Here is a 26916-nt window from a genome sequence, read left to right as displayed (position 1 = left end):
TCCGGCGGGATTTGATACAAGTAGGAGTAGAATGGCAGCGAATGAACGAAACATCTCGCGCATCTCCCGACTTATTCCAGTCTCTACTGAGAGCAAGCGCCTGCTTGTTCTTGCCGAGCTTCGTTGAGGTGTTCCCTGAACGAGGCTCGCATTTTCCTGAGGGCGGGGGTGTCTTTATCGCACCTCTCTAGCAGGCCAAGCGATGTCGAGAACAGCAGCACGCCATCATTGGCGCTACCGCAGACACCATTGTTCTCATGGGAGTTTATGGTGTCGACCGTGGGCTGAATGAGGCGCGTAAGTTCATCATCTGTGCATGCCGCATCGGCTCTTGCTGGCTGGGCAAAACTAACGGCAAGAGGCAATACGCCCAATAAAAGCGCCGCATACGTCGAGACTTTTGACATCGTTCAATCTCCGTGCTGTTGTTGCCTGTGTTTCCAAGGATGTTCGGATGCCGTCTGCGTCAGTTAACCTTGTAGTTGTTTCGCATTTTCGTTATGAATGGATCCGGCTCGGAATTGTTTGTTTCGTTGTGCGCGCATTCGACGGCACGAGCTTGCTGCTCTTCAAGAGTCTGGGCAGCGTTCCGCTTTTCAGCCCGGTTCGAACTTGGAACTGAGTCGTAATATTGCTTGAGCTCGAAGACGCGGTTGACCTCGGCACCGCAGCTCCCCGCATAGGCTTGGATTGACATGGCTGCAACGATCGACACGGAAAGCAGCGTCGGGATGAGTAATCTAAGCATGGAATTGATCTCCTTCATGTTTCGATCGGGTAGTGTCTGTCTCAGAACTTGTTTTCAGTCGCTTGGCAAACGCCCGTCACGATCTTACTCGGGTCGCCGTTGTCGATGATCTGTATGCGGCCCGTTCCGCGATCGATCGAAAACAGGCTGTTGGCCCTCGTGAACGTGATCGTCGATTTGGAGATCGCCACGCCTCGTTGCGGCTCTGCGCCCATCAACAGCACTGATCGCGCATCGACGTCGACGGTCATCGTCAGGTTTGGCGGATTCTTCAGGTCGTTGCCGTTGACGTCTTTCATAAGGAGGCAGGACAGTGTCAGCTCGCCCGCGACGGCAGGAACATTCGGAGAGAAGGCTATCGCCAGCCCGGCGCAAACTATGTAAGCAACGGGCTGAGCGTGCCGCCTTGTCGTATGTCCTGAAGTTGCAACATTGCTCTTGGCCATTTTGCCCGCCCCCGATGTGTCAACGAGTTGAGCAGTTCCATAGGGCCGAAACATCCCTCGTTCGGGGGAGAAAGCTTGATGAACTATTTTATTTTCGGCTCATCCCGAGTAGAAAGTGGCTTCGAATTACTGTTTACTTGGTATTCTGGGATTGCGAACTGAACGTGAGGCTGGCGCGGGGCAGATTGAGGACGGTTGCGTAGCAGCCGTGCGTTCAGAGCGTGGAGTCCTTTGCGGTAGCGCAAGCAGGACATCCCGGGCTCGCCTCCCGATCAATCTTGGCGTTTTGCGCCGCTGTCGGTCCCCCGGCTGCTTGAATATTCACCCGGTTGATCGAACAGGAGGCAGCGCTTCTGGGACTGGGTAAATCCGAAAGCGATGCATTGATTCTGTGACGAGCAATCCCGCTCGCACTCGTCGCGGCTGCGGGCAGTAAGCTCCCGGAACCCGTTCCCTGAAAAGGCCTTGCCGTTGAAATATTCGAAATAGGTAGCTGAGCCCGAAGCGGAGGGGGTTTCACTCCCCGACATGACACCGCTGGTGGCGCGGGCATTCATCGAGAGTTGGCCGGGTCGCTCCTTGAGGAAGCACTTCCGGTTCCATGCGTCGTAGGTGAAAGCCTTGCACCAGCCTTGCGAGGCCTGGCACATGGACTCGCACTGTTCCACGCTCTCCGCTTGACGGGTCTCGGCTGCTTCACTCTTGAGGTCCCTGTTGAGGAAACGCCTGAAAGTGACAGGAGGTGGCGTTACGGCCACTGCCTCCTGCTCCGGCGGGCTAGGCTGGGGCGGCGGTTCTGGAGCCTGTGGAAAGGCAGGTGGATTGGTTGGCGGACGGTAGCCAGTGACAAGGCCGCGGGTGGCGGCCGTATGTCCTTGGCTTTGCTCCGCGCCCTCTACGCTCGCGAAGAGCCTGCAGACGCTGCCATCCGACGAATGGTCAAAGCCTGCACATCCCGAGCGCGCGGAACAAAGGGCCCTGCAGGATTCCAGGGGCACGCTGACTGTAGCGCTTACGACCCCGTTCAGGAACGTCCGTGGGTATCGGAAGAGCTCCTCGGTCGACTGCGCGTTCGCTGGCCGAACTCCGGACGATAGAACCACAGCAGCCACAATTGCTTCAACCACTTCCAAAAGAAGTCCAGCGATTCTGGCGTAAGAGCGCTGGCGGCGAATGCGGTTCGCGAACGTCCTCGGACAAGGAGAATGCATGTCGGCTGGTGGCTCGGATACCTGGCACATCTGCCGATTGTTCATCTGTGACATTGGTTGCCTTTCTCCGCCGCTTTCTCGAACAGAATCTCAAAAGCTCCCGGGGCCGCTCACCGGACATTTCCGGGATGCGGGTACCGAGAAGGTCCCGAAATGGTTGTTGCAGATGCGGAACTTGGGCTGCCGTGCCGCCGGAGCTGGCGAGACTGGTGTTGGCTTTGCTGTCGGCCGCGGTTTTGTCGCCTCGCGTTTTTTCTGACGTCTCGGCTTCGCGCGGACGACCGGCGCAGGCTTGCGTGTCTTCTGCGATGTGGCGCTTTCCTGCTTCTTCGCTTCCGACGGCCCTTGGATAAAAGGCTCTGTCGTCTGAGCCGCGATCGGCGGATTGGCTGGCGGATGGTAACCCGTGACCAGACTGCGAGTGCCGGCGATGTAGTGCTGGTTTTGGCTCGCGCCGCCGATGCTCGCGAACAGCCTGCACACTCGGTCCGACGACGAGTAGTCGAAGCCGAGGCAACCTGACCGGGCAGAGCAGAATTCTCTGCAGGACTCCAGCGGCACGCTGACCGTGGCGCTGACGGTCCCGTTCAGGAGAGTCTGCGGGTAACGGAAGAGTTCCTCGGCTGATTGCGCGTTTGCAGCTCCGCCCGACGGAACGACTGCAACGACGATTGCGCCAACCACTCCCAAGAGTAGTCCGGCCATTACGCCGCGAGGACTACCTTTGCGCGGACGAACGGCAACGAGTCTGGCGAGCCATTCGAATTGTCGCAACTTCACTTCGTGGTCCTCCTGAATAAATCGCGCGCCCGCTCGAATTCACATGCCGGGCGAGCAAACCGCGTTCGCGGGCACTTGGAAAACGCCTCTTACAGTCGTGCACATCTTGAATCGACCCTGCTTCACGGCAGGTTTTCTACGCTGCGGCGAAGACGGCGCGGCCGCAGGCGGCTTGGGCGTGACGGAAGGCGGCGCGGATTTGCGAACGCTGTTCTTTCGCGAGCTTTTCGCGGCTTCGGTCGGCTTCGGAGAGGGCGCTTCACGCGGCGCCGGCGCTACCGCCTCTGCTGGCTTGGGCGATGGAGCCCCCATCGGGGGATTGGCAGGCGGACGGTAGCCCGTGACGAGACTCCGGGTGCCGGCGATGTGCGGCTGGCTCCCGTCCGCGCCGCCCACGCTCGCGAACAGCCTGCAAAGTCCGTCGGACGACGAGTGGTCGAAGCCGACGCATCCTGAACGCGCTGAGCAGAGTTTCCTGCAGGTATCAAGCGGAAGGCTGACCGTGGCGCTGACGGTCCCCTTCAGGAGGGTCTGTGGATAATCGAAGAACTCCCCTACCGACTGCGCGTTCGCTGGCCGAACTCCGCCCGACGGAACGACTGCAGCGACGATTGCGACTGCCAAACCCAAAAGAAGCCCCGCTATTCCGTGGCGAAGACCACGCGCCAGCATGTTTCCTCCTTCCTGGGAAGCCTCGCGCTTACCGTTTCCGTACAATGGTCGTTTCCTCGGAAACGGCCGGGGCCAACTTTCTTTTCAGGCGCATGACGTTTTCATAGGATCTCTGTATCCGCTCGAGCATTTCCGGGTCCTTGCGCGCTGCTTCAGACAGGAGGGCGGCAACCTTTTCCGGGACCAGTGGGTCTGGATGTTTGTCGTTGGCGAATATCAGGATGTCGTTCCCTGCCCGAACGGCTCGCAGCACCGAGTCCTCGAAGCTGATGTTGTCGGTGATGGACTGCATCTGCATGTCGTCGCTGATGACCACGCCCTTGAAGTGCATGTTGTCCCGCAGCAGGCCGGTCAACGTCGCGCGGGAAAGCGAAGAGGGGATTTGGTTCGAAAAGGACAGCTTATCATTTATCACATGCGCGGACATGACCATGTCGACATCCCCCGACTCGATCAGGTTCTTGTAGGGGAGAAGTTCCTTGTCGCTCCATGTCTTGGAAACGTCGGCCATGCCCTTGTGGCTGTCCTTGGTGCTGGAACCGTGTCCCGGGAAGTGTTTCAGGGCCGTTAGCACTCCCTTCGCCCGATGCGCTTCGACGAAAACTTTCGCGTATGCCTCGACCGTCTGCGGATCGGCGGAAAAGCTCCTGCCAAGCTTGCCAATGATGGGGTTCGCCGGGTTGACGTTGAGGTCGACGACCGGAGCCAGGTTGAGGTTGAACCCCAGGCCCGAGAGGGCGGAAGCGAGGTTCTGGTAAACCGCGCCGGCCATGGCGGGACTCATTGACTTAGCCACAGTCGCCTCGCTCGGCGTATCCTTGAACCCCATGGCGCCCGTGAGCCTCTGGATGCGGCCGCCCTCCTGGTCGACCGCGATCAGCAGCGGGGTTGCCGCGAAGCGCTGCAGGCCTTCGTTCAGTTGCCGCACTTGCTTCAGGCTGTCGATATTGCGCCCAAGATAGATGACGCCCGTTATCTTTCCTTCTTCCGCCTGCCCGACGACCCTCGCGTAGCCCTCTGCATCCGGCTCGCTGCCGACGAAGCCAACCAGTACCATCTGCCCGATCATCTGTCGCAGCCTGGCGTCGTCGATTATGCTGTGCAGCTTGGCGGTTTGAACGTGAGCTCCCGGTACCGGGTCAGCCTTCAGCGGCGAGGAAAGGCCAAAGAGGGCGCATGCGACAGCGATGAGAGATGCGATCCGCGGCGGCATGTTTCAGTCCCTCGGAGCAACGGGATGCACGAAGTCGGGAGTGACTGTCCGGCTGTTTTTTCGCGCCGAAGTCATGCCTTTTCTTCGCACCGGGTAGAGGTTCGTTCCGTTAACCAGGAAACATCGGTTGGGCCGCGCGGTCACCCATGTGAACCCGCCGCATCCACCGTCCGAATTACATTGCTGCATGCATTCCTGGTACGAGATCGCAACGGACTCCATGCCATTTCCAATGAAGCCGCTTGTGGTGAAAAGCTCCCAATCGGCATTCAAGGTCGGAGGAGGGGCCGATGGCTTGGCCTTGAAATAGAGGCCGGACCGTCCCAACGGGTAGGACTGCACGAAATCGAAGCCGGATTTCAGGAAGCATCGGTTCACTTCCTGGTTGTAGGTGAACGCCCGGCAGGAGTTTCGGCTGTCACACAGAGCCGAACAGCTTTCGGCATTGGGCGCATCCAGGCCTTTCGTCACGAGATCCCCGCCCCAGAGGTCAACGCCGCTGAAAGACGCGTAGTACCACGTCTCGGCGTTGGCGGGATCGCGGTAGCCTGGAATCTCCTGGCGCGTGCCGCCCGTCGAGAGCCGATCGGACTGTGCTGACGCGACTGCTGGAAACAAGCGGCAGAGGTTGGTTATGGAGGAATGATCGAAGCCGGCACAGCCCGAACGCTCCAGGCAGATCTTCCGGCAGTCATCCAAAGGCCGCCGGAACTCGGCGCTGGGGCTTCCCCTCAGCGCGGTCTCTGGATAGTCGAGAAATTCGCCGCCGGACTCCTGTGCTGACGCCCTCGGAGCAATTCCAGGCATCGCAAGCGAAAATGACAGCAGCAGCACGAACGATGCTATCCCCGCCGCGGCCACGAGCAGCCGACGACCCCTCTGCCGCATTCCCGCTTTCCTCTTGGCCCAACCCATGAAGGCGATATGAAGGCGCGGCTGGGTCAAGGACTGATCGATCCTTCGCAGTAGGTAGTGCGAAGGAAATTTTGGTAATCGTTGGCATGGCTCGAACCCGCGTCGCTGGCGTCGAGGCAAAGCGAGCCCAGGAGGGTGTTGGCTTGCGCATTGCCCTCGAGCGCAAGCTCGAAATATGAACGCGCCGCCTTGTTGGAATCGATCGCGTCGACGCGATCCGACGCGAAGGTCCTTGGATCGTACCATTTCGCCATTTCGAGCTTCGCGTCCTGGTTGCCTCTCTGCATTGCGAGATTGATCGCCTGCAGCCCGACGCTCCGATCTCCGCGCTTGAAAGCCTCCTTGCTCAGGGCGAAGAGTTCATGGCCGTCCGTGTCCATCTCCTTGAGCTTCTCCAGCCTGGCCGCAAGCGGGGGATTTGTCGGATCGGTGTAATTCGAAAGCAGGCTTCGCGTTTCCGCGGTCGAACCCACGTTTACGCGTCCGGCTCCTACGCTAGCGAAGAGACGGCACTCGTCCTTTTTCGAATGGTCAAACCCCTGACATCCGGAACGCGCCTCGCAGAGTTTGCGGCATTCTTCCATCGGCTTGGAAAACTGGGCGCTGACGATCCCGTTCAGCAGAGTGTCCGGGTAGTTGAAAAGCTCGTTCGCCGCGGAATTTTCCTGTGCTCCCGCCAACAGGGTCATGCCCAGCAGCATTGCAGCGGCCACAGCCGCCATGTACCCCCTGATGGGGAGGAAATACTTGTCTAAGCTGCTCTTCAGCATGCCACTGTCCCTCTGACGGTTTCATAGGCGGCTAATTGCCGGACCTTGTGATTTTCAATCATTATTCCAGCGTCCCCTCGCAATAAGTGTCCCTCAGGAATCCATGGAACCCAGGGTCTTGAGGAGAACTCGCGCCCTTTGCGCAGAGGGAGCGGAGCAGTTCCTTCGCCCCTGTCTGGCCTTCTACCGACAGCTCGAAATAGGCCCTCGCCGCCCTGTTCGCGTCGGCCCGATCGGCTTTGGCGGGGTCAAAGGAGCTTGGATCGTACCAGCGCGCGATTTCGAGTTTCGCGTCCTTGTTGCCCCGCTCCATTGCAAGGTTGATCGCCTGCAAGCCGATTCCGCCGTCGCCTTCCCGGTATGCCTCGCCGCTCAGGGCGAACAGTTCAACGCCGTTGGTGTCCGTCAGTTTCAGCCTCTCGAAACGCGCGAGCAAAGGCTCGGGCTTAGGGAACCAACCCCTGCTGTCGGCGATGTAGTACCCTCCGCCTGCCACAAGCAGCGCCAGCGGGATCAGAAGGTACGGGAACCGCCACTTCTTCTTCGGCGGCGGGGCCACAGGCTGGGGTTTCGGCTCCGCCGCCCGAGGCAGCTCCACGGCCTGTTCGAGAGCCTCTTCCAACTCCCGCTCGATGGCCTGAGGAACGGGGGCCTTAAAGGGAGTCAGCTCCTGTGACCAAGCTCCCGGGCTAGGCGGGATCGGCGGCCAGAAGGCGCTCCCCTCTATGTCATGGCCTTCGACTTCGATCTTCACCTGCAGGTCAACCGGGATCTGGTCGCAGACCTCGGGTCCGACAACCACCGTGGCTGAATTCGCGCCGCGGCTGACTACGGCCGCATCTACGGTTGAAGGACGCGCCTGCCACCCGGCGCCGCCAAGATAGGGAGCGTCCTTGGACTTTCGCATGATCGACAGGCGCAGCCTCGGAGAGCTGCCCAGTTCCTGCGGGAACGTGATCAGGGCATGCCCGAACAGGCGCGTTTCGTCCTCGCTGACTTTGACCGCAACCTTGTTCATCGAACCGTCCCAACGGGCGTGCCAAGGAGATGCGCCGAATCGTCGAGCGCGTCCAGGATGGCCCTCAGGCGCTCGTTCTCCTCGACGTTGATGGTGATCCCTTCGCCCGAGAGGACGTTGTCGGCAACCGCCTGGTGGAAGGCGTACATCCATTCCGAGAGCGCGAGATAGGAGAAGTTCCGCCGCTCCACGCCAAGCCCGTCGCAGTCGGAGACGCTCGGGCGGCGGGCGAACACCCTGACTTCGCCGTTCTCAGTGCCGTCAGGAGCCAGTGGCCGCTTGTTCTCGGGCATCGCGTCGAAGCCAAGCGTGCTGACGAAACGGTTGATGTGGCTGGTCGCGAGAAAGCCTGCCTTCTCGAGCAGGATGTCGGACCTTTCGACGGAGCTTCCCGAGAGCCTGGCGAGATCCCCGGCTATGCGTTCTTCGAGTCCCGACCGACGGGCCGCGGCAGTCAGCTCGGCTACCAGCTCGCTTGCGGACTCCTGCCCGAGGCCAATGCCCTGCAGCGCATTGTCGTTTCTCGCGAGGGCGAAGAGGCTATCCGTCCAATGCCTGATGGCTGAGCGGGCGAGATAGGTTTCGCGCGGCAGGGCTTTCTGCGAAACCGATTCCCCGGAGGAAACCGCGGCGGCGGCCACCTTCTTCTTGCCGGGCAAAGGAGGAGCCCCGGGTCGCGGAGGCGTCGGGCGCTTTTTCGCCTCGGCGTCGGCCCGCCCTTCGGAACCTTCCTCCGGCGCGTTCTGACGCTTGAGGCGATTCCCATATTCGATGTGAAGATGTTCGGAGATTCCGTTCTGGGATATCTGCAGCATCTTCATGGCGGTCCCGAACTGGTCCCGCTCCCAGACCTCGGTGAGGTTTGCGAGAATCTGGTCGGAAACTTCCCTGCGCTCGGCAATGCGCTTGTTGATGTCGCTTTCGATGAAATATGGAGCGAGCACGCGGCGGATATCGTGGGCAATGTTCCCGACGCGGCCTCGTATCTGTCCATATTTGATCTCTGGACGGCAGATGGCCGCGAGGTTTTCCGCCAGATAGCTTACGCCGCCATCGTTCAGCCTCAGGGCCTCGTCGAAGGCCTTGGCCGGCTCCCGGAAATGCTGCTGGACTTCACTGACCTGAAGATACGCCTCTCGCAGGGCGGCGACCTTCGCGACCTTGTCGGGCAAGATCTCGATCTCGGAGCCGCCCTTGTACTTGATCAGCGACTCTGCCTTGAAATTCGGGTTGCGCAGCCAGTAGGAGTTGTTGAAAGGCCTGTCCGGCATCCATTCGAACGGCCACTTGTGGGCCTTGCCGAAAAAGCGCGTCAGCGAGGCGCCCAGGCGCGCGCTGAAACGATCCGCCAGGCTCTGCCCTTCTTGGCCAGCTGTTTCGCTGAAGTGCATGTCGAACATCGTCAGCACCAGGAACAGCGCGGTCTCGGTCCGGGCGCGGTCGAACGGGCTTTCGCCGTGCGAGGTCCTGATCCAGTCGTCGATCATGTCGGGAAGGGTCGCCACGTCCTGGTTCGAAGGCTTGATGCAGAGGAGCATGCTCGAAAGTTCCTGCTCCGCCACGTAGCGGTCGAAGAGGTAGGCGACCTTGCCCCGGACGAAGAGTTCCTTGAGCGCGTCGGGGTTGCCCTCGATGAAGGCCTGAAGGTCCACCTTCTGCCTGCTGCGGGCGCCCGGGAAGTCCAGGAGGTCAGTGTGCTCGAAGAATGGCCATGGCTGTTCCGATATCGCTATCCGCAGTTCTGCCACCAATGCGGCGATCACGGGTCTCGGCAACGAAACACCCGATCCCTTCATCGGCCTGATCAGCAGCTCGTCCTGGCCGGATTTTCCGAGCCCCCGCAGCGTCTCGACGTCTATGATGCTGCTTTCCCGGGGAACCAGCGCCTCGACGGGGCAGTAGGCGTCCTTGGCGAACCCGAGACTCTCGAGGGCGGTGACGAGTTCAACGTAGAGATCGGTGAACTCCTGCAGCCCGCCCCACAGCACGGAAAAAAGGTCGGCGCGGTCGGCAATGGAAAGTCGGGAGGCAAGGAAGGCCGCTTCCTCCCAGTAGGCCCCCAGCGTTTCGATGTTCGGCAGACCTGCGAACTGCTTCTCGAAATACTCCTGAAGGTCCCACACGTCCTCCTCTGTCAGGCCATCCGTAGCTGCCTGGGGGAGCGTCCGGCTTTTCGCTTTTTCCAGAGCGGACAGGACGGCGTCGGAAGTCAGCGGCGCGCGTTTCTTCGCGTCCCCGTCAAGGAAGAAGCTGTTGCCCAGCACCTTGGCCACGTCTGTTTCGCTCAGCATCCTCAGCACGACGGGCGCGCCCGCCGGACTTGGCTCTTCCCGGACCGAAAAGCGGGTGACAAGCCCGGTCGACTCCCGGTCGCCGCCGGGGTTGATCTCCCGGATGAAATCGACCTCCCGCCCGAGATCGCCGAAACGGGCCATCAAGGGCGCGCTTCCGTTGCGGGCCAGGACCGACACCAGATAGGACTTGCCAGCCTGGCTGGGTCCGAACACCCCGACGCACATGGGGCGGTCGATGGCCAACATCGCCTTTCGGGTGGCAACTACGGACTTCCTGAGCTGCTGCTCGGCGATCGGGCGCGTGCTGCCGACCCGCTCCGCGTTTGCGGCGGCACCTATCCAGGCGAGACCGTCCTGCGCCGATTTCAGCGCCGTGTCGCAGGTCTTCTTCAATTCTTTACGCATGCCTTCAGCTTTCACTGGATGGAGATAATTCCGGTATCGAGCCAGTAGCCGTCGCCCGCCTCGACCGCGAGCGTGTCCAGCTTCAGCTCCATGATGCGCTTGACCGGAGAGCCGTCGGCGTCCTCCGCGTCCTGGATCACGAATTCTTCGCGGGTCGCCTCGCTCGTAAGAAGCGCGATCTCGTTCGCCTCGTCGTCTTCGGGCGCCTGCACGTTGCGCGCGATCGTGACGCGGACCGGCTTTCGCACGCTCCGCGCCGACCGCGTCTGAGCGGTCGTCAGCTTGTAGAGCGGCGTCGCCACCCACCGCTCCAGCGGAAGCTGCCTGAAGCCAATGCGCAGCGGGCTGTGGTAGTCGAACTCGGCCTCGGCTTCCGCCGTGGCGGCATCGAGGTCGATGTCCGAGAAGAGCAGGGTTTCGTCCGGGAGCGCCGAGCTGCCTTGAAGCCGACCGATGTACCGGGCCGTCGACTTCATCCGGAGGTACTGGGAGTAGAGGGTGAAGTTGGTGATCTGCCTCTCCGAGAGCGCGCACAGCATGGCGCCCACGACCGCGGTCGTCTTTGGATCGTCGATGTGCGTGTTGCTGACGCCCCGGAACGGATACCACGTGCCGACGCGATAATCCTTGATCGGGATGACGCGATCAGGCAGCACCGACATCTTGTTCATGAACAGGCTTATCATCTGCGGCAGGCGCATCGGCCGCCCGGTCAGCAGCACCACGTCCGCGTCCAGATGGTTGATCGCTTCCGCGATGTTGTCGAAGACGCCGTCGAAGATCGACAGGACGCACTCTTCGACGGCAAGCGGGTCGACCGCTATGTCGCAGTCGGCGATCGTGAACTCTCCGGCCCCGAGCGCGCCTATGCTGTCCTTGAGGTATCCGAGGATGCGCGCGTCCACCGGAATGTCGCCTCCGGCCGTCGTCCTTCCCCCGGTCTCGAAAAAGCTGCCCGCCTTCCGGATTTCCGTCTTGCGGCTCGTTGCCGGCATGGCTTCGCATTCGGACAGGACCGCGATGGCGATCGGCTGCAGGACCTGCAGCACGAACTGGCGGCGCAGGTGCTTTTCCTGCTCGGACATGTTGGGATTGTCGCCGGCGAAGCGGTCCTTGAGATAGTTCCGCGCGTTGGGAAGGCCCGCTTGGGCGAGCCCTTCCTCGAGCCTCGGTATGACAAGGCGTTCGATGACCACCTTGAGGAGGTCGTCGCCCGCGATGCGGAACCCTTCCCGGAAGTTCTGGTCAGGGAAGAGGGCGACGTTGTCCGTCTGGAAGTAGGTCGTAACCATGAGGTCGGTGGTGCCGCCGCCCACGTCGACGCTGGCGACGCGCAGGGACCGTTCGAGCTTCTCCTTGCCCTTGGAGGACGGGAGCGTTTTCGGCCTCTCCCTGTCCTTGCCGAGCATGTCGAACAACGTCCTGATCGACCCGCCCAGCTTGTGCACGGCCTCGCCGTAGAGATAGACGAGATGAACCGAACTCGCCTCGTCCCAGGAGCAGTGGATTTCCGGGCGCTGGCTGTTTATGCCGCTGTCGCTGTCGCCCCATCCCGACAGAGACCAGAGAAGCTTCACCGCGGCTTCCGCGCGCGAGCGGAGGATGCGCTGCTCCTGGATCGGGGTCGCTGACGGGATCGTCAGGATGATCCTCCGCAGGCGGCGCGGAGAGTCTTTGAGCCTCCTCTCCCGGCGAGTGCCGGGGTTGTTCATCATCGACATCGCCTGCGCGATGATTTCGACGAGCATGAACGTGAAGAAGGACGACCTCGAGAAGCAGAAGCGGCTCGCCGTCTGCAGTTCGCTCTCTTTGACCTTCAGCTTGAATTGGCGCTTGTCGCTCTCGAGCTGCTCGAGGACGTCGCCGCGGTCGTTTATGAAGCGGTACATGGAGCGCTCGATCAGCGGCTCCGTCCCCGCATGGCCCGCCGAAGCCGAACGGAACTTCCACTCCTGGAGAACCGGATCGGAGCTCCACAGGTACCGCTTCGGCGAAGAAAGCCCCGTCGCAGCCTCGGTGCCTTCCGACTCCCCGCGCAGGCGCGAGGCTTCGGGGCCGATGCGGAGCAGGCTTGGCCAGAAGAACGCCCGGGGGCGGCCAGACCGCCTGGCGATGTCTTCCGCGCCGAATTCCCCTGCCACCAGCTCACACTGGCTTTCGAAGGGATCGCGATAGACGAGTTCAGGCTTCGAAAGATCGCGCAGCTCCAGGACGACGGAGTTGTTGAGATCGACGTTCACATCGTCGGGGAACGACTGGATCAGAAGTCCGCACGACCGTGAGTTCCCGATGTCGAGCACCAGGTCGACATCGACCGGATGGACGTTCCTGTTGTCGCTGACCGTATCGATCAGGGTGACGCGAACGGGCTTGATCACGCTGGCGAGAAACTGAACGAAGGTTATGTACCGGGCGAGGTGCTCGAACTGGAAAGGAAAGTCCTCGGGCCTCAGCTCCTTGCCCTTCCTCTGGAGCTTCTTGAATGAATGGAGGATGTCCCTCAGCCAGTCGTCGAGCCACTTCTGCGCGTCCACTGGCCCTTGTCCCGGAACGTCGACCTTGTGGGACAGGAACGAGATGACGTCGGGGAGCTGGCTGACGAACCGGAACGATTCGGTCCGCATCGCGTCTTCCGGACAGGGCGCGAGGTAGGGACGGTTCGTCTTCCGTGGCGCGAGCGAGCTGTCGAATGCGAATATTGCCCTGTGCGTTCCCTTCCGGTCGCCGTGGGCGTTCCGGGTCTCTGTAACCCTCACCCGGACCCAGTCGGTCGGGCCCTGCGCGTATATTTCGTTGCCCAGCGAGTCTTTTCCGGGTTCGATCTTGAAGAACGGTACCGGCACCCAGCGGTCGAGGAAGGTCTCGAGCGCCCTCGATTTCGCGATGTCGTACACCACGTCATCGCCTTTGGGGGGGTAGGGCGGCTGGTCCGAGTCGGGATCGTCATCGTTCCAGTTCGGAAGCAGGCGGATCAGCGTCTTTCCATCCGAACCCGTTTCGCCCGGCGACAGCCGCTCGATAAACGACCTCGATAGGCGCGGAGAAGCGTCGAAGTCGAACCCGAACTCGACGAACTGGATGCCGCTGTCTGGCACCAGCGTGAAGCCATCGCTAAAATCGGCGAGGTTGGTCAACATGCAATCTTCCTGTCAGGCTGGTGTCGGCTTGCTGGGGTCACGGGACGTCGAACTCCATGACTTTTCGCTGCACGGCGCTGGACTCGTCGGCTAGACTGCCCGCGACGGATTTCCTGGAATCACCCCTCTTCAGGATGACGTTGAACTCGACGTCGGGGGATGAATCCCTGCGCCTGTTGAACAATCTCGTGTAAACCTCGTAGTGGCCGGCTGGGGGTTCTGTCGCCCAAGTTATATGTTCGACAGGCGCGTTGCTAAAAGGTCCGTACCCTTCCCAGTTCATGTCGACGTCGGAGACGGCGCCGCACGCAGGATGACGAGCCGACACGGTTCCACCGCCCGAGCATTTCACAAACAGGTCCAGGTCAGCTGGGCCGTTCCAAGTGAGCGTCACTTCCGTCTGGCCCTTCAGTCCTCCCGCGTTGTCAACGCGGTCTTCCGCTTGCTCTACCGTGCCGGGCTGCTCGGCTCTGGGCGGAGGCTGGCATGAATTCAGATGCCGCCGCAGCTGCTCCTCGATCACTGCTTCTTCCGACATCAGTTCCTGCGTTCGCAGGCTGGCCTGATCGACGGTCGGCGGCGGCGCCGCAAGAGCGCAGTAAGCGCCTCCGCCCTTTCCGAAGGCGGTGACGCCGAAAGGAAGGACCAAGCCGCAGGCTGGGAGAAGCAGCCACGCGGTCACCCCCGCGAGAGCGAGGGGCACAAGCCAGAGAACCCTGCGGGCGATCGACCGCCACCAGGAAGGCCCGGTAGCCCGCACGGGTAGCTCAACTGCTGCATCCGGAACAGACACCGTCGGCGGGCGGTCCCGTGCGACTGCAGCGATCTGTCCTCTGCCGCTGGTCTCTGCGTCATGCTTTTCGTAACCCCATGCCGTAAGGACGAGCACTCCGTCGCTCCCGTCGGAGTCGCCGGAGACCCACACGTTCTCGTCATCGGGGAATGTCACCGCGTTGCGCAGCGCGGTAGCCGTCGACCGGGCCGCTGGGTCAGAGCGAGCCTCATGCGCGGCGGCCGCACGAAGGACAGCGCGGACAGATTGGTCCAGGCGCGCCTTGTAAACGGCCGCCGTTTCGGGCGGGAGTTCCGTCAGGCGGACGAGCGGCTCGTCGCGCTCGGTATACCAGTCGATCCCCGAACCGTCCTTGCGCGGCACTGGTTCGGCCAGTTCGAGCCCGATGCCCCCGGGGAATTCCCGTCCGAGCACGGCCTGGAGCCTATGGACCGATCGCTCCGCGGTCGATCCGAGGGAACGCATTAGGCTGAGGGTCGTGGTGGCGACGAACTGGCTCATTGGATAGGGCCTTCCGTTGGCCCTGCGGCCGCGATCCCCGTGGTCGGATTGCACGGCTGATCGGCGGCGGCCACCGTCACCCCGTTGGCTGACAGGAACCGGATGGCGTCGCTCGCGCCGAGGGAGAAGTTCAGCTTCTGAACGTTCTCCCCGTCGAGGACTATGAAGGTGTTCACTCCGACCGCCCGGCCGCAGGCATCTGAAAGGGGACCTCCGCTGTTGCCGGGGGAAATGTTTGCCGAATGGGTGATGACCTTCGCCGCCCCGCCCTGAGGCATGGCCATCACGTTGCCCTGCGTGACGACCATCTCAAGATGGCCGATCCCCGTTGTATCTCCATTGAGGATCGCCCGATAGGTGCTGTCCATGGACATCACGAAGGATGGAAAGCCTCCCGCGATGACACTGTCCAACCTCCCGATCTCCGTCGATAAATGCAGAGGCATTACTGTGCTAGGCGCCTCGTCGACTCGCAGGAGAGCAAAGTCCGGGTTTCCGGTCTCGCCGTTCCCGGATCTCGCGACGACGTGGGCGGGGACCGCGCGCCCGAGCGCCTTGCTGGCGACGAATACCGTCTCCCCGGCGCCTTCGACAACGTGGTTGTTGGTGAGAATTTCCTTCTGGCTCACGAAAAACCCGCTTCCAGTGCTGAGCGAGTCCGCCGAGGGCGCGAGCACGAGGACCGTGGCCGAGTCCAGAGCGGCGAGAAGCGAATGCGGTGATCCGGGTCCAGGCGCCTGTCCGTCGGCGGCCGCCGAGGCGCCGTTTCCCGTTCCGCCACCGGCTTCATGGAGCGGCGGACCGAGAACGGATGAATCTGCTTCGCATGCAGCCTTTGCGAGTTCCGCTTTCATTTTGCCGATCCGATCTTCGAGGCTCCGGTTGACCTCTTCGTTGTTCACGAGCGGAGCTGTCGGCGGCGGCGGGAGCGCCTCCGGATAGACGAGGTTGCCCGGCCAGGCGGCGTAGATCAGGCAGGCGGCGAACACGAACGAAAGGGCAGCTATGGGCCAAAGCCAAGCCTGCCCGTGTCTCACTGAAACCGCTGCCTCAGTCCCTTGAATGGATTCTGCCGCCGCTTCGGGCTCAATCACGCGCCGCGGGGGCGACAGACCGGCTGTGGCGGAGCCTCCGGCGACGGCCCACGTCTGGCCCGGCACCCGGGGCGATATTCCGCTTGGCAGGTAGGGTCCTATCGTCTTCTCGCTGTGCCGCACGAATGCGGCACGAGAGGAACGGGCTTCATCCGGCAGGACCCCCCAATTCGTGAGGACGGCGTTCTCGCCAACGGCAAGGATTGAGTTTTCGTCCGCCACGTTGAGCATCGCGCCAACGGTTTCGCCGATTTCTCGGTCCGCCAGCGCCGGACGGAGCGCCTCGATCCGCGCCGCCAAGATCGATTCGACCCTGGCGCGCTTTCCTCGGTCGAGTTCGCCCAGCCGCTTCGGCTCGTCGTCGAAGCTGCTGAACCACGCCACGACCAGGCGTCCGCCCTCCTGCTCCTTGGCGTTCGGCTCAGCGAACAACCTCGACGCGTTGTCCCCGCACAATTCGTCTATGCGGGCGAACGCCGCTTCGCAGTCGCGCCACAGCGGCTTCCCGGCGACGGCCAACACGTCGTCGGCACGCGCGGACGTTGAACGAACGAAGTGGACATTGCCCCCTCGAGCCATTAGGCACCTTCCCCTTGCCGCAAGAAATCGTTAACTATGCGGCGTCCCCTCCGGCATACTTCGACGGAAAAAAACGCAGTGTCAACGAGCGCTCAAGTAGATTCGACTCAGATGCTTAACCTGTAGCGGACCGCAGCCTATTTCCCATCTTGGCGCCAGTTCCTAGTTTGATTTCCATTTTGGCGTTGCACATCCCCCATTTGGGGCTGGAAATGCAAATTCTGGAGGATTACGGTCGCGCCGGGCCGAATTGCCGATCGCCACAGGGGGCATTGCCGACGGCAAAAGGGAAATGGGGCAACGGGAAAGATCGCGATCTGTCATGAGGCTTCTGGCTGGCCGTCTAACTCGCCCTCCACCTCGCCAGTCATGACGTCAATCAGCGAACTTCGCTGACTTGGCGGTCAAGTCCCGCTTGAAACAGAATACCAGCGACAGGGAAACATGTTTGCGCGTCTTTTTCACTGCAGATTCCGAGAGCTCCTGCTTGGAGCCGCCCGCTCGTCTGAGATGCGTCCGCTCCTTCGTCCTGCCGGAGTGGGAACACGCGCGGACGGTCTATTGCCCATGCAAGGTTCCGATCGCTACCGCATCGACATATGGCTTAGCCACGAGTGAATTTCCCGGCTACTCTATCGGATCGGGCAGAGCAGCAAGGCGTAGAATGCGAGCGTAAGCCTGCCAAGTGGACAGTTCTAGCCGTGCGATCGTATCAGCAGCCGTCGAGCGCCTTAATGCCTTTGATGTAGTGCTTGCCGCCCTTGTTCACTGTCCTCACTTCCGCGCGGCCAGAACATGCCGTTGTACCCTTCCTGAACGCATAGCTGACGAAGAACAAGTCATCTGCCTTCGCTTCGATGCCGAGAAGCTTAAGCGGCTCCTGCATCCCACCGTAGAAGCGACTCAGCTCGACCGCTGAGAGAGGACCCTTGGCGCTCTTTCCGGGAACTACGAACCGCGCCGCCTCCTTGCCGTCCCCGGTGCCGAGAGCCAGATAAAATGCCCGCACGACAGTCGCCGGAGTGCCGTACTGTTCCGTGATGTCCTCTTCAGGCGCGATACTTCCGACAATAGCCATGAGCGGGGCTCGGTGATGCGCATTATCAGTAGCCCATCGATCAACGATACCGACAGTAACGCGGCGTCCGATCAGGGTAGCCATGGCGCTGTCCATGCCGCCGACCGGCACGACGTGAACTTCGCGGAAACTGGACTCGGGATCGGCAAAGTCCTGGCCCTCAAGGCAGATGTCGGCATCCAGCTCCAGTAAGTAAGTCGGCTCGGGCTGATCTCCTGTCTGCACGTCTTTATAGTTCGGCGGCCCGGGAAGTATTCGGCGATGGAGATCGCCGCTCAGCTGCGACGGCTGCCCTTTCGAGATGTCGTAGCAGGCGGCCTGGGCCCCGCTGGCCGCAGCTATGCAGTAGGAAATCAATGCGCAAGCCCCAAGACGTTTCATAGGTCGCTCCCCAAAAAGCCCACTGATGGCATTCATTCATTGAGGCCTTCAACCGGTACTTCACCGGATGTATAAACCCTCCGTCGTCTCCGAGAAAGATCGTCACTAAAATGTTCAATGAGCATTATACTTCTCTGCCTACAGCCAGGTTTGATTGCTGCGGCGTCTTTTGGGGCAGCGCGTCCCGGCGACGCGATCGCCGGCCAGCTGCGCGATGCCGGCATCAAGGTCAAGCGCACGGTGTTGCCGGGTTCGACCTTCTGGAACGACTGGACGAAGTATCCCTATTCCATGACGATCTGGTACATGCGTCCGCTCGGCGTCCAGGTGCTGGCGCTCGGCTATCGCTCGGGCGAGGCCTGGAACGAAACGGCCTATGCCAACCCGGATTTCGACGCCAAGCTCAAGCAGGCGCTTTCGCTGGCCGATCCCGCCAAGCGCAAGGAGGTGATGAAGGACGTCGAGCAGATACTGCAGGATTCCGGCGTCATCATCCAGCCGTTCTGGCAGAAGCTCTACTGCCACATGAACAAGAAGGTAAAGAACTACGGAATGCACCCGACCTACGAAATGGACTTCCAGAACGTCTGGCTCGACGCCTGATGTAACTCCCGAGACTTGCAAGCAACAGCCGCCGGCACCTCTGACAAAAGGTGCCGGCGGCCCGTGAATCACTGACAGCAATTTGCGCAGGCAACAAAATGTCCGACGACGAGATCATCCTTTCCGAACTTTCCGACGACGAGTTGGTGCAGCAGATGCACCGCGATCTCTACGTAGGGCTGAAGGAAGCCATCGAGAAAGGTACCCGCATTCTGCTCGACCGCGGCTGGGCGCCCTACACGGTGCTGACCGAGGCGCTGGTATCGGGCATGCACGTTGTTGGCGAGGATTTCGGCGATGGCGTCCTGTTCGTGCCGGACGTGCTCTGGTCTTCCAATTCGATGAAGGCCGGCATGGCCGTTTTGCGTCCGCTGCTTGTCGGGACCGGCGCGCCAACTCAGGGCAAGATGGTGATCGGCACCGTCAAGGGCGACATCCACGACATTGGCAAGAACCTCGTCGGCATGATGATGGAAGGCGCCGGCTTCGAGGTCATCGACCTCGGCATCAACAACGCGGTCGAGAAGTACATGGCAGCCCTGGAGGAGCACAAGCCCGACATCATCGGCATGTCGGCGCTGCTCAGCACCACCATGCCCTATATGAAGGTCGTCATCGACACGATGAAGGACAAGGGCATCCGTGACGACTATCTCGTGCTGGTCGGCGGTGCGCCACTCACCGAGGAATTAGCCAAGGCTTTGGGTGCCGATGCCTATTGCCGCGATGCAGCGGTGGCAGTGGAGACCGCGAAGGATTTCATGAAGCGCAAGCACAATGTGGGCGTGTCATAGCTCCAAGGCAATCTTCCGTCCTTCGTGGAAGGCGTAGGGCGCCTGGCGCGGAGCGACGGCGTCGCCGACCTCCACGAAAGGCTGCGACGTATTTTCCAACTCTTTCGCCAGCCAATTCGCTGCCACGTTGGTGGTTGCGCGAACAAGGCAATCGCCCGGCACGAAGCTTTCTTCTCGGGTGTTGTGGTCAACGACGGTCGCGCCGTCCCCGTGCCACTCCAGCACACTGACATCCACCAGCCATGTGACGCCAAGCTGACGCAATGTCCGCCGCAGCGGGAAATCGGCAGCCGTGCGCTGCAGTTCCTTGCCGACCAACGGATCAGGCGTGAGAATGGTGACTTGATGGCCTTCCTCGGCAAGTTTCCAGGCTGTGCCACCGCCGCGCCAGCCGCCGCCCTCGTCGAGCAAAAGCACACGCTTACCTGGCCGCGCAACGCGGGCCATAACGGATTCGATCGAGAAGACATTGCCCCTGTCGATGCCGGGCAGGCCCGGCATCGCCGGCAGAGCCTTCTGGAAGCCTGTTTCAGGAGACACCGACCCCGTGGCGAGGATGACGGTATCGGCTTGAAAAGAGGCGATTTCCGACGCCTCGACATAGGTGTTCAGTCGCACGTCGACATTCAGTTTGCTGAGCTGGCGCTCATACCACCCGAGAAGGTCGAGGATTTGGCCGCGGCGCGGTTGCAGTCCGGCGAGCAGAAAGTTCCCGCCCAGTCTGCTGGAGGCTTCGGCCAGCACCACGTCGTGCCCCCGCTCGGCGGCAACCCGTGCCACCTCGAGGCCGGCGGGACCGCCACCGACGACAAGCACGCGTTTTTTGATGGCGGCTGCCGTGAACCGGTCGCCACCCCATTCAAACTCGCGCCCCGCAGAGGGGTTGATGAGGCAGCTGATCCAGTAGTCGCGCGAACGACGACCCCAGCACATCTGGTTGCAGGATATGCATCCCCGCACATCTTCCGACCGGTCCGCAGCGGCTTTGCGGGCCAGATGCGGGTCGGCGATCTGGCCCCGCACGATCGAGACCAGGTCGGCAGCTTTCTCGCCAAGCACCGTTTCGGCGTTTTCCGGCGTTCTGATATGGCTTTCGGCTACCACGAGGGCCGTCTTGACCACACCCTTCAGGACCGTCGCGAGATCGGTGCCAAGCTTCTCCGGATAGAGAAAGGTCGGCATTATCTTGTAGAAATCGAGGTAGCTGCCGGTGCCGCAGGTCACGTAGTCGATCAGTCCCTGTTCATCATGCAGCTGAATGATCTCCGCCAGTTCCTGGCGACTGAGCGCGACTGTGTAGTCGGGCTCATCGCTGACCGACAGCCCGACGATAAAATCGCGGCCGCATGTTTCGCGGATGCGGGTCAGGATCTCGCGGGACATCCGCGTGCGGTTTTCGAGCGAGCCTCCCCATTGGTCCTCGCGTTGGTTTGTCCAGGGTGTCCAGAACTGATCGACCAGTCCGAGATAGGCCGCCCAGACTTCGACGCCATCGAAACCAGCTTCCTGGCAGCGGCGCGCGGCCTGAACAAAGCCGTCGATAGTCTCCCAAATCTCATCCTCGGACATGGCGTGGGAACCATCGCTGTCATGATAGCTTGGAAGGCCCGAGGGCGACCAATGAGCATGAAACGAGTTGTCCGAATCGCCATGCGCACCGATGTGATAGAGCTGCTGGATGGCGATCGCCCCGTGTTCCTTGATCGCGCGCGTGACCTGCTGGAAATGAGGAATGACGCTATCATCGCCAGGTCGAAAATTGCCGCGTGTCAGGACGGCGGCCGGATGGACAGGCATGGGTTCGACGACAATCATGCCAGCCCCGCCGATGGCTCGCTCGGCATAGTAGGCTACGTGTCGTTCGGTCGGCACGCCATTCTCGGCCATGTTGGCGGTATGTGCCCCGAACACGATCCGGTTTCGCAGCGTGCGGCTGCCCAACTTTGCTGGCGAGAACAGATGCGGAAAGAGTTTTGACATGATTTCTCACCTGCGGGTCGGAGGACGGCAACCGCCTCGTGTGGCAATCAGGAGGCTTGTCCCATGCTCACGGATTTCTGAAGCGCTGCGGCAAGGCCGTCTGCCACGGCAGTTTCAAACCCGGCTGCACGCATGGCCTCGATTGCAGCCGCGGTAGTGCCGCGGTAGTCGATGAAGGTCTGGACGATATCCTTCGGACAATCCGCGCGAGCCTCGAGGAGCTTCCCCGTTCCAACCAGCACCGCGCTGACGCTCCTTCGGGCAATGTCCGGGCTTATTCCTCGCCTGACGGCATCGTCGATCATCGCCGCCGCCAAAAGCGCCGGAAACGCCGGGCCGGATCCGGTAAGGCCGGTCATGTAGTCGATATCTGCTTCGGTTTTGACCTCGTCGGCGGCGCCGCAGGCTTCCAGAATCCGGCGAACGACATTGCGGTCATCGTCGGTGACACCCCGAGTGCCGATCCAGGGCGTGTAGGAATTGCGCACTTCTGCGGATGCATTCGGAAGCGTGCGGACGACGCGGTCGGTCTTGAGACGTCGAGCCAATTGGTCGAGGGGGATTGCGGCCATGACCGACATCACGAGCTTGCCGTGCGCAGCGAACTCGATGGCGGGCCAATCCTGGGGTCGGACCGAAACGATGATGACGTCAGATCGATCCACCAGTTCCTGATTGTCCCTGATCCAGATAGCGTTTGGCAGAAAGCCCGGTTGACCGCTTCTGTAAGAGAGCGTGAGCTGCCCGGCGGCAACTATTTGTGCATCGACAATTGCCTCGGCGAAGGCGCGTCCAAGCCAGCCCCCTCCACCAATTATCCCGATGCTCATGGGCTTGCTCATTGTCGCAACTCTTCCTCAGTCCGCCAAATAGTCATGTCTGGCGAAGAACCGATCCAGTTCGCGCTGCTGCGGGGCCTCGCCTGTAAAAATCTCCACGTACCCGGGAATGCGCTTCATGCGGGCCGCGAGATCTTCCTTGGTCTGCATTGAGATGTAGCCGATCTGCACCAGGTAGACGGTGCGCGCTCGAACATCGGCCAAGCTTTCCTTGTAACCGAAGCGGACGAACATCTGGCTCATGGCGTCGAGACGCGTCTGGTCGGCTTTCTGGACCTCCGCCAGAATGTCAGGGGATTGAATCGCCCAGCTTCTGACTGCGAATTCGAACTGGGCATCGAACAAGGATTTGTCGAGCCAGCAGTCGAAAACGTTCAGCATCGCTTCGGCAACCGTCTCGGCATAGGCCTCGGCCTGCTTGACGAGGCTGCCGGTGTTCTTGTCGCGCCAACGCGCCACGAGGGCAGCCAGCAGTTCTTCTCTATCCCTGAAGAACCAATAGAAGCTGGTGCGCGACAGGCCCAGCTTCTTGGCCAATGGCGAAATTCTCACCGTGTCGACGCCGGATTCCAGAAGCAAGTCGTAGGCGGCTTCTAGCCATCCCTCCGGCGATCCACGCCATCCGCTATCGTTCGAAATCTGCTCCATGAGCGGCCAGCCTAACAAAACGCCAAACTGAAAACCAGCAAAATGTACACCTATGTCGACTCTGTCGACTTCTCAGAAGCTAAACTTGACATATATGTACATTTTCGCATAGCGTTCGCGCTTGCCGTCCCAGCCCGGAGTCCGTCAGATGTCGAGCGATCCTCTTCTGCAACCTTACAAACTCAAGCATTTGACCCTGCGCAATCGCATCATCGTGACCTCCCACGAGCCAGCCTATCCAGAGGACGGGATGCCGAAGCAGCGCTACCTTGCCTATACGGTGGAAAGGGCCAAGGGCGGTGTGGCGATGACGATGACGGCCGGGTCCGCGGCGGTCTCGAAGGACAGTCCCCCGGTTTTCAACAACCTGCTCGCCTACAAGGACGAGATCGTGCCGTGGATCCGGCAGATGACAGATGCGGTGCACGCAGAGGGCGCCGCCATCATGATCCAGCTCACCCACCTTGGACGGCGTACACGCTGGGACAAGGGCGACTGGCTTCCCGTGGTGGCGCCATCCCATCATCGGGAAGCCTCACACCGCGCATTTCCCAAGAAAATTGAGGACTGGGATATCGAGCGCATCATCAAGGACTTCGCGGACGCCGCCGAGCGGATGAAGGCGGGCGGGATGGATGGCGTCGAGCTCGAGGCCTACGGCCACCTGCTCGAACAGTTCACGTCGCCTCTCACGAACGACCTTGACGGTCCCTATGGTGGTTCCCTTGATAATCGCATGCGCTTCTGCATGGACGTCTTGAAGGCGATCCGCTCACGCGTCGGCGAGGACTTCATCCTGGGCGTGCGCTATACGGCAGATGAATGTCTCCCCGGCGGCACCGGCAGGTCGGAGGGCATTGAGATCTCCAAGCGCCTTAAGCAAAGCGGCCTTATCGATTACCTCAACGTGATCCGCGGCCACATCGACACCGATGCGGGGCTGACCGACGTCATTCCGATCCAGGGGATGGCGAATGCGCCGCATCTTGATTTTGCCGGCGAGATTCGTGCCGCGACCAACTTCCCAACCTTCCATGCCGCGAAAATACCGGACGTGGCGACTGCGCGCCACGCGATTGCATCGGGTAAGGTCGACATGATCGGCATGACACGCGCCCACATGACCGACCCACACATCGTGCGCAAGATCATCGAAAAACGCGAAGACGAAATCAGGCCCTGCGTGGGTGCCAACTATTGCCTTGACCGCATCTATCAGGGCGGGGCGGCATACTGCATTCACAACGCCGCGACCGGTCGCGAACTGACCATGCCGCACATCGTCCCCAAGGCCGAGACCCGCAAGAAAATTGTCATCGTCGGCGCAGGTCCGGCCGGCCTCGAGGCGGCCCGCGTGGCGGGCGAGCGGGGACACGAGGTCGTGGTCTTCGAGGCCGCCAGCGACCCTGGCGGACAGATCCGCCTGACAGCTCTGAGCCCGCGCCGCAAGGAGATGATGAGCATTATCGACTGGCGCATTGCCCAGTGCGAAAAATACGGGGTGACCGTCAAGTTCAATAGCTGGGCGGAAGCAGAAACCATCGAGGCGGAAAATCCTGATGTCGTCATCATTGCGACGGGCGGGGTGGCGCACACCGACGTCCTTTCCAAGGGCAACGAGTTGGTGGTGTCCTCATGGGACATCATCTCCGGAGACGTAAAGCCAGGAAGCAATGTTCTGATCTTCGATGACGCTGGCGACCACGCCGCACTTCAGGCCGCGGAATTCCTCGCGGGAGCCGGAGCGAAGGTCGAGATCATGACGCCGGACCGGTCGTTCTCACCCGAGGTCATGGCGATGAACCTTGTGCCCTACATGCGGTCTCTTCAAAAACTTGATGTCACCTTCACGGTCACCTATCGACTTGAGTCTGTTGAGAAGAACGGCAACCAGCTCATTGCAAACGTCGGCAGCGACTACGGCGGTATATCCAAGCAGCGCATCGTGGATCAGGTTGTCGTCAATCACGGCACCCTTCCGCTCGACGACATCTATTTCGAACTGAAACCGAAGTCGACCAATCACGGCGAGATTTCGCAAGATGAGCTCATCGCCGGACAACCGCAGTCGGTGATGCGGAATCCGCAGGGCCAGTTCCAGCTCTTTCGTATCGGCGACGCCGTTTCGGCCCGCAACACCCACGCCGCGATCTACGACGCACTGCGACTGGCGAAAGACATCTGACGTCTGACAACGGACGCCAACAACAAGGGCTGCGAGATGAACAGAAGTGAGGCCCTGCAATATTTTGTAGACACGGCGTTCGTGGCCTTCGACCAGTTCGCACACGATCTGCGATCGCGCAGATCGATCATCCAGCTCTTCGCCCAATCGGAAGTTCCCGGGCTGGAGCGGACCAATGCAGGGAGCCGTTTGCCGGTCTGTTCCTATCTCGGCCCGGCGTTGGCGGAAGAAGCGATCCCGTCTTCGCTCCGCAACCTGATTGAGCGCTTCAAGGCGATCGAGCCGCTGCTCGAATGGCGGCCGAAATCAAATCCCGCCCCCTCGGCCAGCAGCAATTTCCGTGACGGTCACGCCAACGCGATGATCCTTGGCCCAGGCGGCATCGAGGACAGAAGCGATCTGTGGCTCGGCGTCACTTTGATGGCTCCTCACGTCCGGTATCCCGACCACGATCATCAGCCGGAAGAAACCTACCTCGTGCTTTCGCATGGCGAGTTCAAGCAGGCTGACAAGGATTGGTTTTCGCCGGGCATCGGTGGTTCATTCTACAATCCGCCAGGCATCAAACACGCGATGAGATCGCTGGATGCGCCGCTGTTCGCTTTCTGGGCACTGTTGGTGGATGAGACGCATCACTGAGCTTGCCCGGGTGAAGCGCTTGATTCATCAATTCGCTTCATCCACGACTCGGTTGACAGCTGCCGGTCAAGGTGCTGCCGATTTCGAAGAAACCCCTTGATCAAAGATCGCGAAATGGTTGCTATATCTCGATCTTCACCCGGCCAACCGGATTGGAACAGCAAGCAAGGATATAGCCGTCGGCAATTTCTTCCTCGGTGATGCCGCCATTGTGGACCATGTGCACATCGCCGTCGATTTTGCGAACCTTGCATGTCCCGCATATTCCCATGCTGCAACCCGATCGGATCACCAGACCGGCAGCCCGTGCCGCAGCCAGGATCGTATCCGTCTCGACGCATTTCGCCGAGACGCCGGATAGGACAAATTCGATCTCGGCCTCGTTCTTCTCGGTGGGAACGAAGTCATCCGGGACTTTTTCGGCCTCAGGAAGAGGCGCGCGGAAACTTTCCTGATGGTAATGCGCCATGTCGAAACCGAGACCGGCCAGTGCCTCGCGCACGGCTTGCATGAAGGGCTCGGGTCCGCAGCAGAACACCTTGCGATCAAGATAATCCTGCGCCATGAGTCCGAGCATAAGTTGGTTGAACATGCCTCTGTAACCCGTCCACGGCTTGTATGGATCGGTCTGTTCAACCACCCATTTCAGGTCGATGCCAGTTACGCGCGACGCCATATGCTCAAGCCGTTCGCGGAAGATGATCTCAGAAGGGCGGCGCGCGCAGTGGACAAAGACGATGTCCGGATCAACTCCGGAATCATACAGATGTGTAGTCATGGACATCATCGGTGTGATGCCCGAGCCGGCTGAGATGAAAAGATACTTTTCGGCTGGCTGATGCGCCACCGAGAAGGTGCCCCCGGGACCGATTGCCCGCAGGCGCATGCCCGGCCGGAGGTTGTCAAACATCCACTGCGTTGCGACAGAGTCCGGCTGCGCCTTTACGGTAATGGTCAGCGAGGTCGGCCGCGACGGAGATGAGGATATCGTGTAGGTCCGGTAGATCGGTCCGCCGGGCATAGGCAATTCCAAAGTCAGGAACTGCCCTGGATCAAAGTTGAACAGCGCTCCGGACGGCGACCGGAAACAAAAGGTCAGGACGTTCGGCGCCTCCGGAAGAAAGGAGGCACACTCGAGCTCCTCCGCGTCAGTCCAGAAAACCAGCCTGGGTTTCATGACCACGTTCATTGGT

General features: G+C 61.0%; 22 protein-coding genes and 1 pseudogene. 4 read left to right on the top strand and 19 right to left on the bottom strand.

Annotated elements, in window-relative coordinates; all coding sequences use genetic code 11:
* Positions 1-83 precede the first annotated feature (83 nt).
* From AC1D05_RS24915 to AC1D05_RS24845, 15 genes are all read right to left on the bottom strand, one after another.
* The gene (locus AC1D05_RS24915) at positions 84-407 is read right to left on the bottom strand and encodes a hypothetical protein (RefSeq protein WP_477444372.1); all 324 of its coding nucleotides are present in this window, start codon (positions 405-407) and stop codon (positions 84-86) included.
* Between the two features lie 59 nt (positions 408-466).
* Positions 467-748 (bottom strand): hypothetical protein, encoded by a 282-nt coding sequence (locus AC1D05_RS24910; RefSeq protein ID WP_477444371.1) that lies wholly within the window; start codon positions 746-748, stop codon positions 467-469.
* 41 nt (positions 749-789) lie between these two features.
* A complete protein-coding gene (locus AC1D05_RS24905; RefSeq protein ID WP_477444370.1) occupies positions 790-1194 on the bottom strand; it encodes a hypothetical protein in 405 nt (134 codons plus the stop codon).
* Between the two features lie 272 nt (positions 1195-1466).
* The gene (locus tag AC1D05_RS24900) at positions 1467-2405 is read right to left on the bottom strand and encodes a PAN domain-containing protein (RefSeq protein ID WP_477444397.1); all 939 of its coding nucleotides are present in this window, start codon (positions 2403-2405) and stop codon (positions 1467-1469) included.
* Between the two features lie 90 nt (positions 2406-2495).
* Positions 2496-3185 carry a PAN domain-containing protein gene (locus tag AC1D05_RS24895; protein WP_477444369.1) on the bottom strand — a complete coding sequence of 230 codons (690 nt, stop codon included), beginning with the start codon at positions 3183-3185 and terminating at the stop codon, positions 2496-2498.
* Between the two features lie 39 nt (positions 3186-3224).
* Complete coding sequence (locus AC1D05_RS24890; RefSeq protein ID WP_477444368.1) at positions 3225-3857, bottom strand: PAN domain-containing protein; 633 nt, start codon at positions 3855-3857, stop codon at positions 3225-3227.
* Positions 3858-3885: 28 nt separating this feature from the next.
* A complete protein-coding gene (locus tag AC1D05_RS24885; RefSeq protein WP_477444367.1) occupies positions 3886-5070 on the bottom strand; it encodes a glycoside hydrolase family 3 protein in 1185 nt (394 codons plus the stop codon).
* 3 nt (positions 5071-5073) lie between these two features.
* Entirely contained in the window at positions 5074-6015 is a 942-nt protein-coding gene (locus AC1D05_RS24880) for a PAN domain-containing protein (protein ID WP_477444366.1), read from the bottom strand.
* Entirely contained in the window at positions 6012-6755 is a 744-nt protein-coding gene (locus tag AC1D05_RS24875) for a PAN domain-containing protein (RefSeq protein WP_477444365.1), read from the bottom strand. Before AC1D05_RS24875 ends, AC1D05_RS24880 begins: the two co-directional genes overlap by 4 nt.
* A 61-nt stretch (positions 6756-6816) precedes the next feature.
* Entirely contained in the window at positions 6817-7773 is a 957-nt protein-coding gene (locus tag AC1D05_RS24870) for a hypothetical protein (protein ID WP_477444364.1), read from the bottom strand.
* Positions 7770-10472, bottom strand: a complete 2703-nt coding sequence (locus tag AC1D05_RS24865) for a virulence factor SrfC family protein (protein ID WP_477444363.1) — start codon at positions 10470-10472, stop codon at positions 7770-7772. Before AC1D05_RS24865 ends, AC1D05_RS24870 begins: the two co-directional genes overlap by 4 nt.
* An 11-nt stretch (positions 10473-10483) precedes the next feature.
* Positions 10484-13609 (bottom strand): virulence factor SrfB, encoded by a 3126-nt coding sequence (locus AC1D05_RS24860; protein ID WP_477444362.1) that lies wholly within the window; start codon positions 13607-13609, stop codon positions 10484-10486.
* Between the two features lie 37 nt (positions 13610-13646).
* Positions 13647-14903 (bottom strand): hypothetical protein, encoded by a 1257-nt coding sequence (locus tag AC1D05_RS24855; protein WP_477444361.1) that lies wholly within the window; start codon positions 14901-14903, stop codon positions 13647-13649.
* Positions 14900-16576, bottom strand: a complete 1677-nt coding sequence (locus tag AC1D05_RS24850; RefSeq protein ID WP_477444360.1) for a S1C family serine protease — start codon at positions 16574-16576, stop codon at positions 14900-14902. The genes AC1D05_RS24855 and AC1D05_RS24850 overlap by 4 nt, the downstream gene beginning before the upstream one ends.
* 712 nt (positions 16577-17288) lie before the next feature.
* Positions 17289-18035, bottom strand: coding sequence for a hypothetical protein (locus AC1D05_RS24845; RefSeq protein ID WP_477444359.1), 747 nt, complete (start codon positions 18033-18035; stop codon positions 17289-17291).
* Between the two features lie 186 nt (positions 18036-18221).
* On the opposite strand from AC1D05_RS24845, the pseudogene AC1D05_RS24840 reads away from it, so the two are divergent.
* Positions 18222-18638 (top strand): annotated as a pseudogene (locus AC1D05_RS24840) (ABC transporter substrate-binding protein); the annotation flags it as partial.
* Positions 18639-18736: 98 nt separating this feature from the next.
* Entirely contained in the window at positions 18737-19432 is a 696-nt protein-coding gene (locus AC1D05_RS24835) for a corrinoid protein (RefSeq protein ID WP_477444358.1), read from the top strand.
* Here the strand turns inward: AC1D05_RS24835 and AC1D05_RS24830 are convergent.
* The 3 genes from AC1D05_RS24830 to AC1D05_RS24820 are packed head-to-tail and all read right to left on the bottom strand — an operon-like array spanning position 19427 to position 22899.
* Positions 19427-21412, bottom strand: a complete 1986-nt coding sequence (locus tag AC1D05_RS24830) for an oxidoreductase (RefSeq protein WP_477444357.1) — start codon at positions 21410-21412, stop codon at positions 19427-19429. The genes AC1D05_RS24835 and AC1D05_RS24830 overlap by 6 nt on opposite strands.
* Before the next feature lie 47 nt (positions 21413-21459).
* Positions 21460-22254 (bottom strand): pyrroline-5-carboxylate reductase family protein, encoded by a 795-nt coding sequence (locus tag AC1D05_RS24825; protein ID WP_477444356.1) that lies wholly within the window; start codon positions 22252-22254, stop codon positions 21460-21462.
* Positions 22255-22269: 15 nt separating this feature from the next.
* A complete protein-coding gene (locus tag AC1D05_RS24820) occupies positions 22270-22899 on the bottom strand; it encodes a TetR/AcrR family transcriptional regulator (RefSeq protein ID WP_477444355.1) in 630 nt (209 codons plus the stop codon).
* 148 nt (positions 22900-23047) lie between these two features.
* Here AC1D05_RS24820 and AC1D05_RS24815 point away from each other — a divergent pair, with 148 nt between their 5' ends.
* Positions 23048-25084, top strand: coding sequence for an oxidoreductase (locus AC1D05_RS24815; RefSeq protein WP_477444354.1), 2037 nt, complete (start codon positions 23048-23050; stop codon positions 25082-25084).
* Positions 25085-25120: 36 nt separating this feature from the next.
* Positions 25121-25723: a dimethylsulfoniopropionate lyase gene (locus AC1D05_RS24810; protein ID WP_477444353.1), complete on the top strand. Its 603-nt coding sequence runs from the start codon at positions 25121-25123 to the stop codon at positions 25721-25723.
* Between the two features lie 121 nt (positions 25724-25844).
* Here the strand turns inward: AC1D05_RS24810 and AC1D05_RS24805 are convergent, their stop codons facing one another.
* The gene (locus AC1D05_RS24805; protein ID WP_477444352.1) at positions 25845-26912 is read right to left on the bottom strand and encodes an FAD-binding oxidoreductase; all 1068 of its coding nucleotides are present in this window, start codon (positions 26910-26912) and stop codon (positions 25845-25847) included.
* Positions 26913-26916 lie beyond the last annotated feature (4 nt).

The sequence above is a fragment of the Mesorhizobium sp. P2_E9 genome, assembly GCF_056403815.1.
This window is presented reverse-complemented; position numbering and strand designations above follow the sequence as displayed.

Excerpts from the sequence above, each read along its gene's own strand:
- AC1D05_RS24915 (WP_477444372.1), bottom strand. The coding sequence starts at position 407 with ATGTCAAAAGTCTCGACGTATGCGGCGCTTTTATTGGGCGTATTGCCT.
- AC1D05_RS24910 (WP_477444371.1), bottom strand. The coding sequence starts at position 748 with ATGCTTAGATTACTCATCCCGACGCTGCTTTCCGTGTCGATCGTTGCA.
- AC1D05_RS24905 (WP_477444370.1), bottom strand. The coding sequence starts at position 1,194 with ATGGCCAAGAGCAATGTTGCAACTTCAGGACATACGACAAGGCGGCAC.
- AC1D05_RS24900 (WP_477444397.1), bottom strand. The coding sequence starts at position 2,405 with ATGCATTCTCCTTGTCCGAGGACGTTCGCGAACCGCATTCGCCGCCAG.
- AC1D05_RS24890 (WP_477444368.1), bottom strand. The coding sequence starts at position 3,857 with ATGCTGGCGCGTGGTCTTCGCCACGGAATAGCGGGGCTTCTTTTGGGT.
- AC1D05_RS24885 (WP_477444367.1), bottom strand. The coding sequence starts at position 5,070 with ATGCCGCCGCGGATCGCATCTCTCATCGCTGTCGCATGCGCCCTCTTT.
- AC1D05_RS24875 (WP_477444365.1), bottom strand. The coding sequence starts at position 6,755 with ATGCTGAAGAGCAGCTTAGACAAGTATTTCCTCCCCATCAGGGGGTAC.
- AC1D05_RS24870 (WP_477444364.1), bottom strand. The coding sequence starts at position 7,773 with ATGAACAAGGTTGCGGTCAAAGTCAGCGAGGACGAAACGCGCCTGTTC.
- AC1D05_RS24865 (WP_477444363.1), bottom strand. The coding sequence starts at position 10,472 with ATGCGTAAAGAATTGAAGAAGACCTGCGACACGGCGCTGAAATCGGCG.
- AC1D05_RS24860 (WP_477444362.1), bottom strand. The coding sequence starts at position 13,609 with ATGTTGACCAACCTCGCCGATTTTAGCGATGGCTTCACGCTGGTGCCA.
- AC1D05_RS24855 (WP_477444361.1), bottom strand. The coding sequence starts at position 14,903 with ATGAGCCAGTTCGTCGCCACCACGACCCTCAGCCTAATGCGTTCCCTC.
- AC1D05_RS24850 (WP_477444360.1), bottom strand. The coding sequence starts at position 16,576 with ATGGCTCGAGGGGGCAATGTCCACTTCGTTCGTTCAACGTCCGCGCGT.
- AC1D05_RS24845 (WP_477444359.1), bottom strand. The coding sequence starts at position 18,035 with ATGAAACGTCTTGGGGCTTGCGCATTGATTTCCTACTGCATAGCTGCG.
- AC1D05_RS24835 (WP_477444358.1), top strand. The coding sequence starts at position 18,737 with ATGTCCGACGACGAGATCATCCTTTCCGAACTTTCCGACGACGAGTTG.
- AC1D05_RS24830 (WP_477444357.1), bottom strand. The coding sequence starts at position 21,412 with ATGTCAAAACTCTTTCCGCATCTGTTCTCGCCAGCAAAGTTGGGCAGC.
- AC1D05_RS24825 (WP_477444356.1), bottom strand. The coding sequence starts at position 22,254 with ATGAGCAAGCCCATGAGCATCGGGATAATTGGTGGAGGGGGCTGGCTT.
- AC1D05_RS24820 (WP_477444355.1), bottom strand. The coding sequence starts at position 22,899 with ATGGAGCAGATTTCGAACGATAGCGGATGGCGTGGATCGCCGGAGGGA.
- AC1D05_RS24815 (WP_477444354.1), top strand. The coding sequence starts at position 23,048 with ATGTCGAGCGATCCTCTTCTGCAACCTTACAAACTCAAGCATTTGACC.
- AC1D05_RS24810 (WP_477444353.1), top strand. The coding sequence starts at position 25,121 with ATGAACAGAAGTGAGGCCCTGCAATATTTTGTAGACACGGCGTTCGTG.
- AC1D05_RS24805 (WP_477444352.1), bottom strand. The coding sequence starts at position 26,912 with ATGAACGTGGTCATGAAACCCAGGCTGGTTTTCTGGACTGACGCGGAG.